This is a genomic window from Streptomyces griseicoloratus (assembly GCF_014534645.1).
GTDB classification, from domain to species: Bacteria; Actinomycetota; Actinomycetes; order Streptomycetales; family Streptomycetaceae; genus Streptomyces; species Streptomyces griseicoloratus.
The window spans coordinates 1-18333 of sequence record NZ_JACVQF010000223.1; the positions used below are offsets into that span (position 1 = coordinate 1).

Annotated in this window: 14 protein-coding genes and 4 tRNA genes; 9 read left to right on the plus strand and 9 right to left on the minus strand. The window is 70.7% G+C overall.

Annotation, left to right across the window (positions count from 1 at the left end; genetic code table 11):
- The 3 genes from H0H10_RS30350 to H0H10_RS30360 form a co-directional block, all read right to left on the minus strand.
- Positions 1–1791: DEAD/DEAH box helicase (locus tag H0H10_RS30350; RefSeq protein ID WP_188184358.1), on the minus strand; the 1791-nt coding region annotated here is incomplete at its 3' end.
- Positions 1792–2046: 255 nt separating this feature from the next.
- Entirely contained in the window at positions 2047–2610 is a 564-nt protein-coding gene (locus H0H10_RS30355; protein WP_188184359.1) for a hypothetical protein, read from the minus strand.
- A gap of 183 nt (positions 2611–2793) precedes the next feature.
- A complete protein-coding gene (locus tag H0H10_RS30360) occupies positions 2794–3144 on the minus strand; it encodes a metallopeptidase family protein (protein WP_188184360.1) in 351 nt (116 codons plus the stop codon).
- 83 nt (positions 3145–3227) lie between these two features.
- Between H0H10_RS30360 and H0H10_RS30365 the strand changes: the two genes are divergently transcribed.
- From H0H10_RS30365 to H0H10_RS30395, 7 genes are all read left to right on the plus strand, one after another.
- On the plus strand, positions 3228–4847 hold the full coding sequence (locus H0H10_RS30365) for a metallophosphoesterase family protein (RefSeq protein WP_188184361.1): 1620 nt from the start codon (positions 3228–3230) through the stop codon (positions 4845–4847).
- Between the two features lie 80 nt (positions 4848–4927).
- A tRNA-Glu gene (locus tag H0H10_RS30370) sits at positions 4928–5000 on the plus strand.
- 49 nt (positions 5001–5049) lie between these two features.
- Positions 5050–5124 (plus strand) — tRNA-Asp (locus H0H10_RS30375).
- Between the two features lie 24 nt (positions 5125–5148).
- Positions 5149–5222 (plus strand) — tRNA-Phe (locus H0H10_RS30380).
- A 103-nt stretch (positions 5223–5325) separates the two neighbouring features.
- The gene (hrpA, locus tag H0H10_RS30385; protein WP_188184362.1) at positions 5326–9270 is read left to right on the plus strand and encodes an ATP-dependent RNA helicase HrpA; all 3945 of its coding nucleotides are present in this window, start codon (positions 5326–5328) and stop codon (positions 9268–9270) included.
- A gap of 92 nt (positions 9271–9362) precedes the next feature.
- Positions 9363–9437: transfer RNA gene (locus tag H0H10_RS30390), tRNA-Asp, on the plus strand.
- 243 nt (positions 9438–9680) lie between these two features.
- The gene (locus H0H10_RS30395) at positions 9681–9872 is read left to right on the plus strand and encodes a DUF6274 family protein (RefSeq protein ID WP_188184363.1); all 192 of its coding nucleotides are present in this window, start codon (positions 9681–9683) and stop codon (positions 9870–9872) included.
- Between the two features lie 481 nt (positions 9873–10353).
- Here H0H10_RS30395 and bldC read toward each other — a convergent pair whose 3' ends face one another.
- On the minus strand, positions 10354–10560 hold the full coding sequence (gene bldC / locus H0H10_RS30400; RefSeq protein ID WP_003949541.1) for a developmental transcriptional regulator BldC: 207 nt from the start codon (positions 10558–10560) through the stop codon (positions 10354–10356).
- A 531-nt stretch (positions 10561–11091) separates the two neighbouring features.
- A complete protein-coding gene (locus tag H0H10_RS30405) occupies positions 11092–11943 on the minus strand; it encodes a DUF8083 family protein (RefSeq protein WP_188184364.1) in 852 nt (283 codons plus the stop codon).
- Positions 11944–12163: 220 nt separating this feature from the next.
- Between H0H10_RS30405 and H0H10_RS30410 the strand changes: the two genes are divergently transcribed.
- Together H0H10_RS30410 and H0H10_RS30415 are read left to right on the plus strand one after the other, a co-directional pair.
- The gene (locus H0H10_RS30410; RefSeq protein ID WP_188184365.1) at positions 12164–13249 is read left to right on the plus strand and encodes a Leu/Phe/Val dehydrogenase; all 1086 of its coding nucleotides are present in this window, start codon (positions 12164–12166) and stop codon (positions 13247–13249) included.
- A gap of 300 nt (positions 13250–13549) precedes the next feature.
- Positions 13550–13798 (plus strand): DUF3073 domain-containing protein, encoded by a 249-nt coding sequence (locus H0H10_RS30415; RefSeq protein WP_188184366.1) that lies wholly within the window; start codon positions 13550–13552, stop codon positions 13796–13798.
- A gap of 69 nt (positions 13799–13867) precedes the next feature.
- On the opposite strand, the gene purM is transcribed toward H0H10_RS30415, so the two are convergent.
- The 4 genes from purM to H0H10_RS30435 form a co-directional block, all read right to left on the minus strand.
- Complete coding sequence (gene purM, locus H0H10_RS30420; RefSeq protein ID WP_188184367.1) at positions 13868–14935, minus strand: phosphoribosylformylglycinamidine cyclo-ligase; 1068 nt, start codon at positions 14933–14935, stop codon at positions 13868–13870.
- A gap of 45 nt (positions 14936–14980) precedes the next feature.
- The gene (gene purF / locus H0H10_RS30425) at positions 14981–16507 is read right to left on the minus strand and encodes an amidophosphoribosyltransferase (RefSeq protein WP_188184368.1); all 1527 of its coding nucleotides are present in this window, start codon (positions 16505–16507) and stop codon (positions 14981–14983) included.
- A gap of 62 nt (positions 16508–16569) precedes the next feature.
- Positions 16570–17355, minus strand: a complete 786-nt coding sequence (locus H0H10_RS30430; RefSeq protein ID WP_188184369.1) for an META domain-containing protein — start codon at positions 17353–17355, stop codon at positions 16570–16572.
- A gap of 61 nt (positions 17356–17416) precedes the next feature.
- Positions 17417–18214, minus strand: coding sequence for a maleylpyruvate isomerase family mycothiol-dependent enzyme (locus tag H0H10_RS30435; RefSeq protein WP_188184370.1), 798 nt, complete (start codon positions 18212–18214; stop codon positions 17417–17419).
- Positions 18215–18333 lie beyond the last annotated feature (119 nt).

Consider the following 18333-nt stretch of genomic DNA (forward strand, 5'->3'; position numbering starts at 1 on the left):
GTCGCCGTCACGGCGGTCGAAGGAACGGCCGCCACGGTCGTCACGACGCTCACCGCGGTCACCCCGGTCGTCACGGCGGAAGCCGCCACGGTCGCCGTCACGACGGTCGAAACCACGGTCGCGGTCACGGTCCCGGTCCCGGTTGAAGCCGCCGCGGTCGTCACGGCGCTCGAAGGAACGCCCGCCACGGTCACGGTCGAAGGAGCGCTCGCGGTCGCGGTCGGCGAAACGGTCCCGGCCGTGGCCGCCCCGCTCCGTCCTCTCCACGTCCCGCGGGCCCGGCTGCTCCGGCAGCGACACCTCGGCCACGGACACGGCTGCGGCCGCCTCGGCCTGCACCGCCTCCGGGTCCTCGCCCCGCTCCCGCGCAACCCGGGCGACCAGCCGGTCGGCCTCCTCGCGCAGCTCGGTGGCACGCCGCTGGGCCCGCTCCAGCTCCTTGGTGAGCTGGGCGACCTCGCGCTCGGCCTGCTGGGCCGCGTTGCCCGCGGACTCGGCCTGGACCTCGGTCATCGACCGGGCGCCGGTGATCTCGGCGACCTCCGGATCGAAGGCCGCGCCGCCCTGGATGATGTGACGCTGGGCGTCGACGCCCGCGTCCTCCATCAGGCGGAAGATCTGGCGCCGCTGGTGCGGCAGGGACAGGGACACCACGGTGCCGGTGCGGCCCGCGCGCGCCGTGCGCCCGGCCCGGTGCAGGTAGTCCTTGTGGTCGCCGGCCGGGTCGACGTTCAGCACCAGGTCGATGCCGTCGACGTGGATGCCGCGGGCGGCGACGTCGGTGGCGACCAGGACGTTGACGTACCCGTCCTTGAAGTCGGCCAGCGTCCGGGTCCGCGCGCCCTGGGTCATGCCGCCGTGCAGCGCGTCGGCCTTCACACCGGCCTCGCGCAGCTGGTCGGCGACGCGGTCGGCGCCGAGCTGGGTGCGGACGAAGATGATGGTGCGGCCCTTGCGGGAGGCGATGGCCGCGGTGACCGGCGCCTTGTCCTTGGGCTTCACGACCAGGATGTGGTGCGACATGGTCGTCACCGCGCCCTGGGCGGCGTCGACCTCGTGGCTGACCGGGTCGTTCAGGTAGCGGTCGACCAGGGTCTTGATCTCGTTCTCCATGGTCGCGGAGAACAGCATCCGCTGACCGCCCGCCGGGACCTGGTCGAGCAGCTCGGTGACCTCGGGCAGGAAGCCCAGGTCGGACATCTGGTCGGCCTCGTCGAGAACGGCGATCTCGACGTTCTCCAGGGAGCAGGCGCCGCGGTTGATGATGTCGCGCAGCCGGCCGGGGGTGGCGACCAGGATGTCGACGCCCTTCTCCAGGGCGTAGATCTGGTTGCCCATGGAGGTACCGCCGCAGACGACCTTCATCCGCAGGCCGACGACGTCGCCGTACGGCTGGAGCGCGTCGGCGACCTGCATGGCCAGCTCGCGGGTGGGCGTCAGGATGACGGCCCGGGGCTTCTTCTTCTCGGTGCGGCCGCCGGCCAGCGTGGCCAGCGTCGGCAGACCGAAGGAGAGGGTCTTGCCGGAGCCGGTGCGGCCGCGGCCGAGGATGTCCTTGCCGGCCAGGGCGTCCGGGATGGTCGCGGCCTGGATCGGGAAGGGGGTGGTCACGCCGTTCTGCGCGAGCTTGCGCACGACGCCCTCGGGGAGACCGAGGTCCGCGAAGGTGATCTCGGGAGCGGCCTCGGCGGCCTCGTTCCCGGTCGTCTCCACGGTTTCGGGGGTCTCGGGAGTGTCGGCGTTCTCGATGTTCTCGGGCACGACGACGTGATCAGTACTGGCGATGGACATGCGTATGCGAAACCTTCCGGAGTCTCGTCGGCACGCGCCCGTCAACTCCGTGATTCGCGATTCGCAATACGACCGCCTCGATGCGGTCCACCACGGCAAAGGAGAGTACGCGCCACACGGCGCGCTCTGCGGTGGCGCCGGGCAAATGGGATCAAACGATCTACCACCATACGCACCCACTGCCCTCATAGGCAAACCGAGCCCAACGGTGCAGGTCAGCCGGTCTCCGCCCGCCAAGGTCAGCCGGTCTTCGCCCTACACCGGCACTCCCGCCTCCGGGGCCGGCTCGCGCTGCGCCAGCTGCGGCCCGGGCGGCTCGTGCGCCGACGAGGACGGCTCCGCCACCGTCGGCTCCGGCGTCGGCGGGGCGGGCGGCTCGTCGGGGGGCGTCGGCTCCGGATCGGCCGTCCGGGTGGGCTCGGGATCCGCCGTCCGGGTGGGCGTCGGCTCGCCGGCACCGCCGCCCGCGGGGGCCGACCCGGTCGCCTTCCCGGACGGGGCGGCCGAGGGGGACGCCGCCCGGTCGCCCTTGCCCCCGCCCCTGCTCCTGCCCTTGCCCTTGCCTTTGCCCTTGCGGTCGTCCTTGCCCTTCCCGCCCTCGCCGTGCCCGCGCTCGCCGTCGGCGACCGCGCCGCGCCCGGCGCCGTCGCCCGAGACCGCCGATCCCCCGTCGGCCTCCTCGCCGCCCCGCTCCCCGGCGGAGCGCGACGGCCTGGCGTCCCCGCCGGACTCGTCGTCTCCCACGCTCATGCAGCCGGCGGCGGCCGCCACGGCCATGACCGCGGCGGCCAGGCGGACGGGTACGTACAAGGGGCGCACGGGAAGCCACCTCTCCGATCGGGGTCTCCCCTGTCCGGCCCGCCGGGAACGTCGAGCGCGCCCCGGGAGCCCGAGGGAGGGGAAGGAGTCGACGTGCCCAACTCCCGTCACCCACAAGAGGACACGCGCCTCGCCCCGAGGACCGTGCGCCACCCGCGCCCGGGGATCACCCGTACCCGGGGATCACCCGTACCCGAGGGCGTGCAGCCTCGCGTCGTCGATGCCGAAGTGGTGCGCGATCTCGTGCACCACGGTCACCTCGGTCTCGGCGACGACGTCCTCGCGGGTCTCGCAGAAGCGCAGCGTCGGCCCCCGGTAGATCGTGATCCGGTCCGGCAGCACGCCCGCGTACCACTCCCCACGCTCCGTCAGCGGCGTCCCCTCGTACAGCCCGAGCAGCTCCGGATCCTCCGTCGGCGGCTCGTCCTCGACGAACACCGCGACGTTGTCCATCAGCCGCGTCAGCTCCGGCGGGATCCGGTCGAGCGCCTCGGCGACCAGTTCCTCGAACTCCTCGCGCGTCATCTCCAGCACAGGCCCATTGTCGGGTACGACACAGCCGGACGAGAGGAGTGCGCCCCGGCATATCCGCCCCAGCACTTGGGCATACGGGACCAATGGCCCGCGTCCCAGCCGCAGTCCTGCACGTCCTCGACCGCATCCGGAGGGCTCCGCGCGCCCTCGTCCGGCCCCGTCGTGCCGCCCGCCCCTCGCCCGCCGCCGTGGAACTCGCCCCGCGGCCCCGCCCGTGGACCCGCGCCCTCGGCCTCGTCGCCGTCGTCCTGGCCGGGGCCTGGCTGGGCCTGCTGATCGTGGGCGACGTACGGGTCCCGGTCGGCCCGATGAACACCACGATGACCCTGCGCCCGTCCCTCACCGGCGGCACGAAGATCAACGTCTCCCCGCTGGGCGCCCTCCAGCTGGACAGCCATGTCGCCCCGGTCCGCCTGGACGTCAACGTCGACCAGCTCGACCCGGACCGCGCCCAGGCCCTCGTCGACCACCCCGAGCGCCTCTCCGGCCTCCAGGACGAGGTCGCGCGGGACGTCGAGCACGGCACCCTCGACCTGGCCGTCCGCTCCTGCGTCGCCGTCGTCGCGGGCGCCACCGCCCTCGGCCTCGCGGTCTACCGCCGCCCGCGCCGCGCCCTGGCCGCCGGCGGCCTGGCCTTCACCCTCCTGGCCGCCTCCGGAGGAACCGCGTACGCCACCTGGAACCCGGACTCGGTCCTGGAGCCGAAGTTCTCCGGCCTGCTCTCCTCCGCGCCCTCCCTCGTGGGCGACGCGCGCAGCATCGTCACCGAGTTCGACATCTACCAGAAGGAGCTGGCCCGCCTGGTGACGAACGTCACCAAGCTGTACGACGTCACCTCCACGCTCCCCGCCTACCAGCCGGACCCGACCACGATCCGCGTCCTGCACGTGTCGGACATCCATCTCAACCCGGCGAGCTGGAAGATCATCGCCTCGCTGGTGGAGCAGTACAAGGTCAACGTGATCGTCGACTCCGGCGACACGATGGACCACGGCACGGCCGCCGAGAACGGCTTCCTGGACCCGGTGGAGGACCTGGGCGCGCCCTACGTCTGGGTCCGGGGCAACCACGACTCCCTGGTCACCCAGCGCTACCTGGAGGGCCTGAAGAACGTGCACGTCCTGGACGACGGCCGGGCCCGCACGGTCGCGGGCCTGCGTTTCGCAGGGATCGGCGACCCGCAGTTCACCCCCGACCGCTCGACGAAGCCCGGGGCGGAGGCGTCCCAGGAACTGGCCGGCGCCCGCCTCGCCTCGGCCCTGCGCGACCAGCGCGCGGCCGGCACTCCCGTGGACGTCGCCATCGCCCATGAGCCGTCGGCGGCCCGCGAGGTGGACGGGGAGGTGCCGCTGGTGCTCGCCGGGCACGTCCACCACGAGGACATGGAGGTCATGAAGTACGGCACCCGGCTCCGTATCGAGGGATCCACGGGCGGCAGCGGCCTGCGCGCGGTCGAGGGCACATACCCCGACCCGATCCAGGCGTCGATCCTCTACTTCGACCGGGACACCCGCCGCCTCCAGGCCTGGGACCAGATCAAGCTCGGCGGCCTGGGCCTGACGACGGCCGAGGTCAGCCGCCATCTGCCGAAGGAGAACCAGCCGGGGGCGACCCCGTCGCCGACGGGCGGGACCCCGTCGCCGGGGGACGGCACCGCCTCTCCGGGGAGCCCGTCGCCCAGCCCCGCGGAGAGCACTCCGTAAACCGTTTTGGCGATACCTCCCGCCATCCCATATGCTTCTCACGTCCCCGACGCGCTGAGAAGCGCCCAGGCGGGCCGATAGCCCTCATCGTCTAGCGGCCTAGGACGCCGCCCTTTCAAGGCGGTAGCACGGGTTCGAATCCCGTTGGGGGCACGCAGTACGGTGTGCGACACTTGGTTCGCCGGTTCGCACACACCACAATGGTCCTGTGGAGCAGTTTGGAGTGCTCGCCACCCTGTCAAGGTGGAGGCCGCGGGTTCAAATCCCGTCAGGACCGCTGAGGTTTCATGTGAAACCTCGTGGCTGGGTAGCTCAGTTGGTACGAGCGTCCGCCTGAAAAGCGGAAGGTCGCCGGTTCGACCCCGGCCCCAGCCACAACAACCCCCGTCGAGATCATCGGCGGGGGTTTTGCGTTGCGTGGCCGCCAGGCACAAATCGTTCGCCACGAATTTCGCGAGGATGAGATCCTGGATCCCGTATGTCTACGCACCCCGCCCCCGCCCTCGGCACCCTCGCCCCCCGGCTGACCGAGCTGTCACTGCGCGATGCGCACCGGCTCGGGCGTCGGCTCGAAGGTGCCCGCAAGATCCGCAAGCCGGAGGCCCGAGCCGCCGTCCTCGCCGAGATCGAGGCGGAGGTCGCCAAGGCCGAGCAGCGTCTCGACGCGCGCCGGGCCCGCGTGCCCGCCGTCACCTACCCCGAGCAGCTGCCCGTCAGCCAGAAGAAGGACGCGATCGCGGAGGCCATCCGTGATCACCAGGTCGTCATCGTCGCGGGTGAGACGGGTTCCGGGAAGACCACCCAGATCCCGAAGATCTGCGTCGAGCTCGGCCGTGGCGTCCGCGGCATGATCGGGCACACGCAGCCGCGGCGGATCGCCGCCCGCACGGTCGCCGAGCGCGTCGCGGAGGAGCTGAACACCCCGCTCGGGGAGACCGTCGGCTGGAAGGTGCGGTTCACCGACCAGGTCGACCCGGACGCCACGTTCATCAAGCTGATGACCGACGGCATCCTGCTGGCCGAGATCCAGACCGACCGCGAGCTGCGCGCCTACGACACGATCATCATCGACGAGGCCCACGAGCGGTCCCTCAACATCGACTTCCTGCTGGGCTACCTCGCCCAGCTGCTGCCGAAGCGGCCCGACCTCAAGGTCGTCATCACCTCGGCCACCATCGACCCCGAGCGCTTCTCCCGGCACTTCGGCGACGCCCCGATCATCGAGGTCAGCGGCCGGACGTATCCGGTGGAGGTCCGCTACCGCCCCCTCCTCGAAGAGGACGGTGACGACGCCGACCGGGACCAGATCACCGCGATCACGGACGCCGTCGAGGAGCTGATGGGCGAGGGCAAGGGCGACATCCTCGTCTTCCTCTCCGGTGAGCGGGAGATCCGGGACACCGCCGACGCCCTGATGAAGAAGCAGTACAGGTTCACCGAGATCCTGCCGCTGTACGCCCGGCTGTCCCACGCCGAGCAGCACCGCGTCTTCCAGCCGCACACCGGACGCAGGATCGTTCTCGCGACCAACGTCGCCGAGACCTCCCTCACCGTCCCGGGCATCAAGTACGTCATCGACCCCGGCTTCGCCCGGATCTCCCGGTACAGCCACCGCACCAAGGTCCAGCGCCTGCCCATCGAGCCGATCTCGCAGGCCAGCGCCAACCAGCGCAAGGGCCGCTGCGGCCGTACGTCCGACGGCATCTGCATCCGGCTGTACTCCGAGGACGACTTCAACGCCCGCCCGGAGTTCACCGACGCCGAGATCCTCCGTACGAACCTCGCCTCCGTCATCCTGCAGATGACCGCGGCCGGCCTCGGCGACATCGAGAAGTTCCCGTTCATCGACCCGCCGGACCACCGCAACATCCGCGACGGCGTCCAGCTCCTCCAGGAGCTCGGGGCCCTCGACCCCGCCCAGAAGGACCCCCGCAAGCGGCTCACGGAGACCGGCCGGAAGCTCGCCCAGCTCCCCGTCGACCCCCGCCTGGCCCGGATGGTCCTGGAGGCCGACAAGAACGGCTGCGTCCGCGAGGTCATGGTGATCGCCGCCGCGCTGTCCATCCAGGACCCGCGCGAGCGCCCGGCGGAGAAGCAGGCCCAGGCGGACCAGCAGCACGCCCGCTTCAAGGACGAGACCAGCGACTTCCTCGCCTACCTCAACCTCTGGCGGTACATCCGCGAGCAGCAGAAGGAGCGCGGCTCGTCGTCCTTCCGCCGGATGTGCAAGCAGGAGTACCTCAACTTCCTGCGCATCCGCGAATGGCAGGACATCTACACCCAGCTGCGCACGGTCGCGAAGCAGATGGGCATCCACCTCAACGACCAGGACGCCCCCGGCGACCGCATCCACATCTCGCTGCTCGCCGGCCTGCTGTCCCACGTGGGCATGAAGGACGTGAAGGACGGGGCGAAGAACGAGTACCTGGGTGCCCGCAACGCCAAGTTCGCGGTCTTCCCCGGCTCGGCGCTCTTCAAGAAGCCCCCGCGCTTCGTGATGTCCGCCGAACTCGTCGAGACCTCCCGCCTCTGGGCACGGGTCAACGCGAAGATCGAGCCCGAGTGGGTCGAGCCGCTCGCCGGGCACCTCCTGAAGCGCACCTACAGCGAACCGCACTGGGAGAAGGACCAGGCGGCCGTGATGGCGTACGAGAAGGTCACGCTGTACGGCGTACCGATCGTCGCCCAGCGCAAGGTCAACTACGGCCGGATCGACCCGGAGACCAGCCGCGAGCTGTTCATCCGCAACGCCCTGGTCGAGGGCGACTGGCGCACGCACCACAAGTTCTTCGCCGACAACCGCCGGCTCCTGACCGAGGTCGAGGAGCTGGAGCACCGCGCTCGGCGCCGGGACATCCTCGTCGACGACGAGACGCTCTTCGACTTCTACGACCAGCGGGTCCCCGAACACGTGGTCTCCGGCGCCCACTTCGACTCGTGGTGGAAGCGCAAGCGGCACGAGCAGCCCGACTTCCTCGACTTCGAGCGCGAGATGCTCATCAACGAGAAGGCGGGCGCGGTCACCAAGGCGGACTATCCGGACTCCTGGCGCCAGGGCCCGCTCAAGTTCCGCGTCACCTACCAGTTCGAGCCGGGCGCGGACGCGGACGGCGTCACCGTCCACATCCCGCTGCAGGTCCTCAACCAGGTCACCGACGAGGGCTTCGACTGGCAGATCCCGGGCCTCAGGGAAGAGGTCGTCACGGAGCTGATCCGGTCCCTGCCCAAGCCGATCCGGCGCAACTACGTGCCCGCCCCGAACTACGCGAAGGCGTTCCTGGAGCGGGCGGTCCCCCTGCAGGAGCCGTTGACGGTGACCATGGCGCGGGAGCTGAAGCGCATGGTGGGGGTGCCCTTCGAGGCCGAGGACTTCGACTGGTCGAAGGTCCCCGACCATCTGAAGATCACTTTCCGGATCGTCGACGAGCGGCGCCGCAAGCTGGCCGAGGACAAGGACCTGGAGGCCCTGAAGCTCAAGCTCAGGCCGAAGGCCCGCAAGGCCCTCTCCCAGGCCGCCGCGGCCACCGCCGAGCGCAGCGGCGGGGAGTCCCTGGAGCGCACCGGCCTGACCGACTGGACGATCGGCACGCTCACCCGCGTCTTCGAGACCCGCCGGGCCGGCCAGCCGGTGAAGGCCTACCCGGCGCTGGTCGACGACGGGGACACGGTGTCGGTGCGCCTCTTCGACACCGAGGCCGAGCAGGCGCAGGCGATGTGGAAGGGCACGCGCCGGCTGATCCTGCGCAACATTCCGGTCAACCCTGCGAAGTTCGCGTCCGAAAAGCTGACCAACCAGCAGAAGCTCGGGCTGTCCGCGAATCCGCACGGTTCGATCCAGGCCCTCTTCGACGACTGCGCGATGGCGGCGGCCGACAGGCTGATCGCGGACTTCGGCGGTCCGGCGTGGGACGAGGAGTCGTACCGGAAGCTGTACGACAAGGTGCGTGCGGAGATCGTCGACACGACCGTCCGTGCGGTGGGCCAGGTGCAGCAGGTGCTGGCCGCCTGGCAGGCGTGCGAGCGGCGGCTCAAGGCCGTACGGAGCCCCGCGCTGCTGGCCAACCTCCAGGACGTGCGGGCGCAGCTGGACGGCCTCGTGAAGCCCGGCTTCGTGACGGAGGCGGGTGTCGGGCGGCTGCCGGACCTGATGCGCTATCTGGTGGCCGCCGACCGCCGCCTGCAGCAGATGCCGTCCAACGTCCAGCGGGACACGACCCGGATGGAGAAGGTCCAGGAGATGCGGGACGAGTACGCGTGGCTGCTGGAGCAGATGCCCAAGGGCCGGCCCGTCCCGCAGCAGGTCCTGGACGTCCGCTGGATGATCGAGGAACTGCGGGTCAGCTACTTCGCCCACGCGCTGGGCACGGCGTACCCCGTGTCCGACAAGCGGATCGTGAAGGCGATCGACGCGCTGGCGCCGTGACGGGACGCGCACGGAGGGTGAGTTCGACCCAGGGGCTCACCCTCCTGTACAGTCCTTCTCGCAGCGCACCGCACGGAAAGCGCGGCAAACCTGGTCCTGTGGAGCAGTTTGGAGTGCTCGCCACCCTGTCAAGGTGGAGGCCGCGGGTTCAAATCCCGTCAGGACCGCAGTAGAGAGGCCCGCACTGAACGGTGCGGGCCTTCTCGTTCACTCACGTACAACCCGCGGCGCAGCCGCTTCATGAAGGGCCCCGCACCGATTCGGTGAGGGGCCCTTCGTCATGCCCGCGTGTCCGCCCCACCCGTCGGCCGTCGGGCCTCAGTGGCCCTCTCGCGGCCTTGACGGCGTCACATTCGGTCGGTACTCCGGAAGCAGGCCCCCGTTCCCCGTGGGGCCCCAGGAGGTGGCGTATGGCGGCATCGGTCAGGCACGAGACGCGGGCCCTGCTCCGCGCGCATCTGTCGGCCGCGTCGTCGTACCGCCACCTGACGCGCCACTGCCCCATCTGCCACCGTCTGCTGCGACTGGCGATGGATTCCGCCGCGCCGCCTCCCCAGGGCTCCGAGGAGGCCGCCGAGGGCGAGAGCCGCACCCCCGCATGACCCTCGCCGGCGCCCAACGCCCGTACGAGCGCGGGCTGCTGGAACGGGAGCGTCCATTAGCGCACATGTGCCAGAGGCAACAAGCTTCGCGGTATGTGACGGGTGTCACCGTATGAGTTTTTGAAACGGTGGCACTTACCCCTCCCCTACAACTGGTCAATTTAATATGTGCAATTGCACCCCCCGGAAGGGTGCCGGCACACCACCCCCACGGCCGGACCACAGCGGATCCGACAGCCCTCCCCAGACTCCGACAAGGCCGCTCACAGAGCCGCCCGACGGGCCGTCACCAGGCACAAAAAAGATCGCGCTGGACCCGGCGGAGTCCAGCGCGATCGACGACGCACCCTGTCAGACGCCTACGTACTCGAACGGCTTGGGCGAGGGACCTGTTGGGGCAGGACCCGCGTCGTGTGGAGCTGTGGTTCCAGACGCGCGGGCAGGTTGGGGGACCTGCCGTTCTGTCCGGTTATGCGGTTGTTCAGGCCTCGCTGCGCTGCTGCGGAATGCCCGCGAGCAGAGCGCGGACCTCGGCCTCGCGGTAGCGGCGGTGCCCGCCGAGCGTGCGGATCGACGTGAGCTTGCCGGCCTTCGCCCAGCGCGTGACCGTCTTGGGGTCGACGCGGAACATGGTGGCGACCTCAGCCGGGGTCAGCAGCGGCTCGGCATCAGGGGTGCGAGCGGTCATGAGCGGCCTCCTCGGGAGAACCGAACCTTCTCGGTTCTTTCCTCTAAATTCTGCACCTTGACCCGCGTTGCCCGAAATGGCGGACGCGAGTCGAGTCGGTTATAGGACGAACGGCTTGTCCTCGGCACTACAACTACACCATCTGTCCAGCCGCGTCGGCCAAACCGATGGAATTGCCCTCCCAGGTGTTCATCAGCGACGGAAGCCGATGGACCATGCCATAGCGGACAGTCACGCCCCTGTGACGATCAGTCACAGGGGCGATCAGGAGTCACCAGACCCACCAAAGCGTGCAATGCTGAGATTCCGCCCACAGTGCACCACAACGGGACGGACGGAGCCCTCCCCGGGCTCCTTGTCCTATTTTGGCATGACGAGGGGGAAGGGGCGCAAGAGTGGGGTACGTGCGATCCGTCACGCTTGAGACATACGCCCGGATCGGGACTTACGTCCCCTGCTGACGGCACGTCAGCGCACCGGGTGAGTCCTGGAGCGAGAGACGAAACCCCAAAACGGGCGTCGCGTCAAACGTCAGTTCGCCGACCGGCGGTCCCGTACCGCCCGCCACCGCTCGACGAGCCGCCCGTAGGCCGCCCCCGCCGACTCGCCGTCGCCGTGCCGCAGCGCCTCGATGCCCTCGGCGACGTCCGCCGCGGAGTGGTCGTCCTCCAACTCGCCGGCCGGCAGGGCGTGCACCAGCCCGCCGTAGTCCAGCTCCACCAGCGAGCGGGGGTGGAACTCCTCCAGCCAGCGGCCCACGTCGACCAGTCCGTCGATCAGCGGCCCCTCGTCCACAGCCTCCTTCAGGGCCCGCAGACCCCGGGCGACCCGGCGCCGGGCCTGCACCATCGGCGTCCGGTAGCGCAGCACCGGGGCCGCCGCCCCGGCGCCGTCGCCGCCCTTGTCGTACTCGCGCTCCTCGTCGGAGACGAGCACGAACCAGTTGATCGGCACCTGCCAGGTCGCCGTGCGGATCCACGGGCGGGCGTCCGGGTTGCGTTCGAGCCAGCGTTCGTAGTCCTGCGCGGTCTGGCGCCGGACCACCGGGGGCAGCAGCGCGTCCAGGACCGGTTCCGGGAAGTCCTCGGACAACTCCCCGAGGGCCTGCCAGCCGCGCAGCCTGGTCCGCCAGGGGCACACGCACACCACCCCGTCGACCTCCGCCACGAAGGCGTCGCCGCTCTCGTGCACCGGCACCGGGACGGGCGGGGTGGGCAGCAGGTCCGCCAGGGAGCGGCGGAGTTCGTCCTGGTACGACGGGAGGTCGGTGCGGCGGGCGTAGCGCGCCCAGTGGCCGCGCTCGGGCTCGGGGAAGGCGGCCAGCGGCTCGTAGACGCGCAGGTACGCCGCGTAGGGGACGATCACCGAGGACACCTTGGGCACGCCTGCTCCCTCCCCCGCGCACCGCCGCGAAAACCTGCGCGGCGCGCTCACAAAGGCGCGGGAATCTCTGCAAATCGTCGCACGGCCGTACTCCGTGCGGAGGTGATCCTGGGCACTGTGCGGCGAGCGGGCGGCACCAGGCTCTAATCTCGTGCCACAGTCCCCGCCACCCGCACGGGGCCTGCCTCGATCCGCCGCTACTTACTCAGGAGTCACCACCGTGACCGACGTAACCGACGGCGTCCTGCACACCCTCTTCCACACGGACCAGGGGGGTCATGAGCAGGTCGTGCTCTGTCAGGACCGCGCCAGCGGACTGAAGGCCGTCATCGCCATCCACTCCACCGCTCTCGGCCCCGCGCTCGGCGGTACGCGCTTCTACCCGTACGCGAGCGAGGAGGAGGCCGTCGCCGACGCGCTGAACCTCGCCCGCGGGATGTCGTACAAGAACGCCATGGCCGGCCTGGACCACGGCGGCGGCAAGGCCGTGATCATCGGCGACCCGGAGCAGATCAAGACCGAGGAGCTGCTGCTCGCCTACGGCCGGTTCGTCGCCTCGCTCGGCGGCCGGTACGTCACGGCCTGCGACGTCGGCACCTACGTCGCCGACATGGACGTCGTGGCACGCGAGTGCCGCTGGACGACCGGCCGCTCCCCCGAGAACGGCGGCGCGGGCGACTCCTCCGTGCTCACCGCCTTCGGCGTCTACCAGGGCATGCGGGCCTCCGCCCAGCACCTGTGGGGCGACCCGACGCTGCGCGACCGCACGATCGGCATCGCGGGCGTCGGCAAGGTCGGCCACCACCTGGTGGAGCACCTGCTGGCCGAGGGCGCGCACGTCGTCGTCACCGACGTGCGCGAGGACGCGGTGCGGCGCATCACCGAGCGGCACCCGTCGGTACGGGCCGTCGCCGACACCGACGCGCTGATCCGCACGGAGGGCCTGGACGTCTACGCGCCCTGCGCGCTCGGCGGGGCGCTGAACGACGACACCGTGCCGGTGCTGACGGCGAAGGTGGTCTGCGGGGCGGCCAACAACCAGCTCGCCCACCCGGGCGTCGAGAAGGACCTGGCCGACCGGGGGATCCTCTACGCGCCGGACTACGTGGTGAACGCCGGCGGTGTCATCCAGGTCGCCGACGAGCTGCACGGCTTCGACTTCGACCGGTGCAAGGCGAAGGCGTCCAAGATCTACGACACCACGCTCGCCATATTCGCACGTGCGAAGACGGACGGGATTCCGCCGGCCGCCGCGGCCGACCGGATCGCCGAGCAGCGGATGGCGGAGGCACGCGGGAGGCGGTGAGCCGGGGCCCGTTCTCGAACGTTTGAGCGGTACCCGTCGGTGGGCAGTTGGAGAGAACTCTCACTTCCACCGGCGGGTCGACCGTCGAAAGGTGGTTAAAATCGCCGTTGACCAGCGAGGACAGGGCTCCTCGAAGGTTCTGGGCACGGCCACGTGCTGCGGGCGACGTACCGTATGGGCGTGGGCTCAGGTACCGTGGAAGCCCTACGGACCGGTCTCTCCACGGAGAGCCCGTTCCGGACCATGAACGCGTGTCAAGACTCTGGGGCCGTCGAGCCCCGTCGTTGAGGGGGTCGAGCCATGGGGCGCGGCCGGGCCAAGGCCAAGCAGACGAAGGTCGCCCGCCAGCTGAAGTACAACAGCGGTGGGACGGACCTCTCACGCCTGGCCGAGGAGCTGGGCGCATCGACGTCGAATCCGTCGCCGAACGGCGACCGTTTCGAGGACGATGAGCAGGACGACGACCTGTACGCAAAGTACGCCGACCTCTACGAGGACGACGACGAGGACGAGGACGACCAGTCCTCTCAGCAGCGTCGCGGCGCTTGACCTTGCACTGATCACCAGCCCGGTCGGTGACTCACGTCACCGACCGGGTCTTGTGCTACCCGCGTTGCCTCAGACGGCGTAGTCGCCGACGAGGGCGGCGCCGGTCTCGTGGTCGCCGCGGTCGGTGATCTCGCCGGCCACCCAGGCGTCCACGCCGCGGTCGGCCAGGGTCGCCAGGGCCACGTCCGTCGACTCCTCGGGGACGATGGCGATCATGCCCACGCCCATGTTGAGGGTCTTCTCCAGCTCCAGGCGTTCGACCTGTCCGGTCCGGCCGACGAGATCGAAGACCGGGGCCGGGGTCCAGCTGGAGCGGTCGACGACCGCGTGCAGGCCGTCGGGGACGACACGGGCGAGGTTCGCCGCGAGTCCGCCGCCGGTGACGTGGCTGAAGGCGTGCACCTCGGTGGTGCGGGTGAGGGCCAGACAGTCCAGCGAGTAGATCTTCGTCGGCTCCAGCAGCTCCTCGCCGAGGGTGCGGCCGAGGTCGTCGATGTGCGCGTCCAGGGCGAGTCCGGCCTCGTTCAGCAGGACGTGGCGGACGAGCGAGTACCCGTTCGAGTGAAGGCCGGAGGCGGCCATGGCGACGACCGCGTCACCCTTGCGGATGCGATCCGCGCCCAGCAGCCGGTCGGCCTCCACCACGCCCGTACCGGCGCCGGCGACGTCGAAGTCGTCCTCGCCCAGCAGGCCCGGGTGCTCGGCCGTCTCGCCGCCCACCAGGGCGCATCCGGCCAGCACACAGCCCTCGGCGATGCCCTTGACGATCGCGGCGACGCGCTCGGGGTGGACCTTGCCGACGCAGATGTAGTCGGTCATGAACAGCGGCTCGGCGCCGCACACCACGATGTCGTCCATGACCATCGCGACCAGGTCGTGGCCGATGGTGTCGTAGACGCCCATCTGCCGGGCGATGTCGACCTTGGTGCCGACGCCGTCCGTGGCGGAGGCCAGCAGGGGGCGCTCGTACTTCTTGAGTGCGGAGGCGTCGAAGAGGCCGGCGAAACCGCCGAGGCCGCCGAGGACCTCGGGCCGCTGCGTCTTCTTCACCCACTCCTTCATCAGTTCGACGGCGCGGTCGCCGGCTTCGATGTCGACGCCCGCGGCTGCGTAGCTGGCACCGGTTGTGTCAGGCATGACGATGAGAACCTTTGTGTCGTACGGCAGGTATTGCGGGCGGCGCTACGGACGACGGATGGCGTCGGTGGCGGCCGTGGCGGCGGGCCCGGCGGCCAGCTCGGTCTCCAGGAGCTGCTTGCCGAGCAGCTCGGGGTCGGGGAGCTCCATCGGGTACTCGCCGTCGAAGCAGGCGCGGCACAGGTTCGGCTTGGCGATGGTGGTCGCCTCGATCATGCCGTCGATGGAGATGTACGCCAGGGAGTCGGCGCCCAGCGAGGTGCCGATCTCGTCGATGCTCATGCCGTTGGCGATGAGCTCGGCGCGGGTGGCGAAGTCGATGCCGAAGAAGCAGGGCCACTTCACCGGCGGGGACGAGATCCGGATGTGGACCTCGGCGGCGCCGGCCTCGCGCAGCATGCGGACCAGGGCCCGCTGGGTGTTGCCGCGGACGATGGAGTCGTCCACGACGACCAGCCGCTTGCCCTTGATGACTTCCTTCAGGGGGTTCAGCTTCAGGCGGATGCCGAGCTGGCGGATGGTCTGCGAGGGCTGGATGAAGGTGCGGCCCACGTAGGCGTTCTTCACCAGGCCGTTGCCGAAGGGGATGCCGGACGCCTCGGCGTAGCCGATGGCGGCGGGCGTGCCGGACTCCGGGGTCGCTATGACGAGATCGGCCTCGACCGGGGCCTCCTTCGCCAGGCGGCGGCCCATCTCGACGCGGGAGAGGTAGACGTTCCGGCCGGCGATGTCGGTGTCCGGGCGGGCCAGGTACACGTACTCGAAGACACAGCCCTTGGGCTTCGCTTCCGCGAATCGCGAGGTGCGCAGACCGTTCTCGTCGATGGCGACGAACTCGCCCGGCTCGATCTCGCGGACGAAGCTGGCGCCGCAGATGTCCAGGGCGGCGGACTCGGAGGCGACGACCCAGCCGCGCTCCAGCCGGCCGAGCACCAGCGGGCGGATGCCCTGCGGGTCGCGGGCCGCGTACAGGGTGTGCTCGTCCATGAAGACGAGGGAGAAGGCGCCGCGCACCTGGGGCAGCACCTTGCCGGCCGCCTCCTCGATGGTCAGCGGCTTGCCGTCGTCGTCGGTCTGGCCCGCGAGCAGGGCCGTGACCAGGTCGGTGTCGTTGGTCGCCGCGACGCGGGTGGAGCGGCCGTCCTGCTTGGGCAGGTCGGCGACCATCTCGGCGAGCTGGGCGGTGTTGACGAGGTTGCCGTTGTGACCGAGCGCGATGGAGCCGTGCGCGGTGGCACGGAACGTCGGCTGGGCGTTCTCCCACACGGAGGCACCGGTGGTCGAGTAGCGGGCGTGTCCGACCGCGATGTGACCCTGGAGCGAACCGAGCGAGGTCTCGTCGAAGACCTGGGAGACCAGGCCCATGTCCTTGAAGACGAGGATCTGGGAGCCGTTGCTGACCGCGATTCCCGCGGATTCCTGGCCCCGATGCTGGAGGGCGTAGAGCCCGAAGTACGTGAGCTTTGCGACCTCTTCGCCCGGAGCCCAGACACCGAAGACGCCGCATGCGTCCTGGGGGCCTTTCTCACCGGGGAGCAGATCGTGATTGAGTCGACCGTCACCACGTGGCACGCCACCGAGTGTAGGCGAGATCGACCACTGGTCCGAATTGGGGATACGGGATCAGCAGGGCCTCACCGGTCGGCGACGGCTCGCACGACGGTGCCGTTTTCGCTGGTCAGCGTGAGGGTTTGCTGATCGATTCGATAGTCGGCCCGGCCCTCGAAGAGACGCAGCAACCGCTTCTCGGTGTCCATGAGTGAGTCTTCGCACATCATTCGGGTGGTGGACGGAGCGCCGAGGGTGATATGGCCGTCGCGCACGGTGGCCCCGGCGTTGACGTGGTTGCAGCCGAGCCGGCCGGAGACGGCGGCCTTGTCGCGGTCGAAGGTGAGCTGCGCGCGGCCGTCGGTGCCGGGGGACGTGACGGTCCACCTGGTGCCGTACAGGGCCGCGTCCGGCTGCCTGCTCAGCCGGACCGTGTCCCCGTCGGCGGCGGTGAGCGTCAGGCGGTCGCCCTTGGTCTCGGTGGTCAGGGTGCCGTCGGTGAGGGTGCTGGCGAGCCTCTCCTCGAAGCCCATGGGCACCTTGTCGCAGGCCATCTCGGTGGCCGTGGTGTCGCTGAGGCGGATGCGGTCGCCGTCGACGTCGGCCCGGGCGCTGAAGCCGTTGCAGCCGAAGCTGCCCTCGGCCCGGCCACCGTCGCCGATGCGGACGTGGGCGCCGTCCGGTGCCCGGTGGGTCGTGCCGTCGACGGTGACGCTGTCGATGCTCCAGTGCACGCCGGTGACGGGGGTCCGGCCGGTGCCGACGGAGCCGCTGCCTCCGTCCGCCTTCTCGGTGCCGCAGGCCGCCGCGAGCGGCACGAGCGCGGCGACGGCCGCCAGGGTCAGGGTCATGCGCTGCTTCTGCCTGTACATGCCCATTCGACGGAGCGGGGGAAGGAACGGTTCCCCTCGGGAGGTCCGGCCCCGGCCCGTATCAGGCCAGCAGCGGCAGCAGTTCCCCGAGGTCGGCCCGCTCTCCGCTCGCGCTGACCGCGGCCTCGTCGAGCGCGTCCTTCCACGCGGTCCGCCCGGTCGCCAGCCGGACCCAGGTCAGCGGGTCGGTCTCGACGACGTTGGGCGGGGTGCCCCGGGTGTGCCGGGGCCCCTCGACGCACTGCACGACGGCGTACGGCGGGATCCGCACCTCCGTCGAGGCACCGGGCGCCTTCACGGCGAGCGCGTCGGCCAGCAGCCGGGTGGCGGCGGCCAGGGCCTGCCGGTCGAGCGGCACGTCGAGGCCGGGCACGGCGGCGTCCAGGTCGTCGGTGTGGACGACGAGCTCGACGGTGCGGGTGACCAGGTAGTCGTCCAGGGAAAGGGCGCCGGCGTTGGTCTCCAGCAGCCGGCCGCCGGGGTGCTCGTCGAGCAAGGTGCGCAGGCTCTGGTCGATGCCGGCGAGGTAGGCGTCGAGGTCGGGGTGGTCGGCGGCGAGCCCGCGGGTGAAGTCGGCGATCGCCGCCGCGTTGCCGGCGGTGGCGAACGTCCAGTCCACCAGCCGGGCGTCCTGCTTCGGCGGGGCCGGGCGGTCCAGGGCACGGTGCACCGCGGTGAGCGCCATGCCGATGTGCGCGACCAGCTCCCGTACGGTCCAGTCGCCCAGGCGGGTCGGCAGCGCGAGCTGCTCGGGGGTCAGGGTGCGGACGGCGGCCCGTACGTGGCCGAACTGGGCGAGGACGGCGGCGCGGGTACGGGCGGGGTCGTAACTGCGGGTGCGCTTCTTGGCCGGGGGCATGGGGGCGAGCCTAGAGGGCGCGGAAGCCGGAGGTCATGGGAAATACGACGTCGGGGCGGTGCGGGCGTCGGCGCCGGGAACGGCGAAGCCCCCGCCCGGCGGTGCGGGCGGGGGCTTCC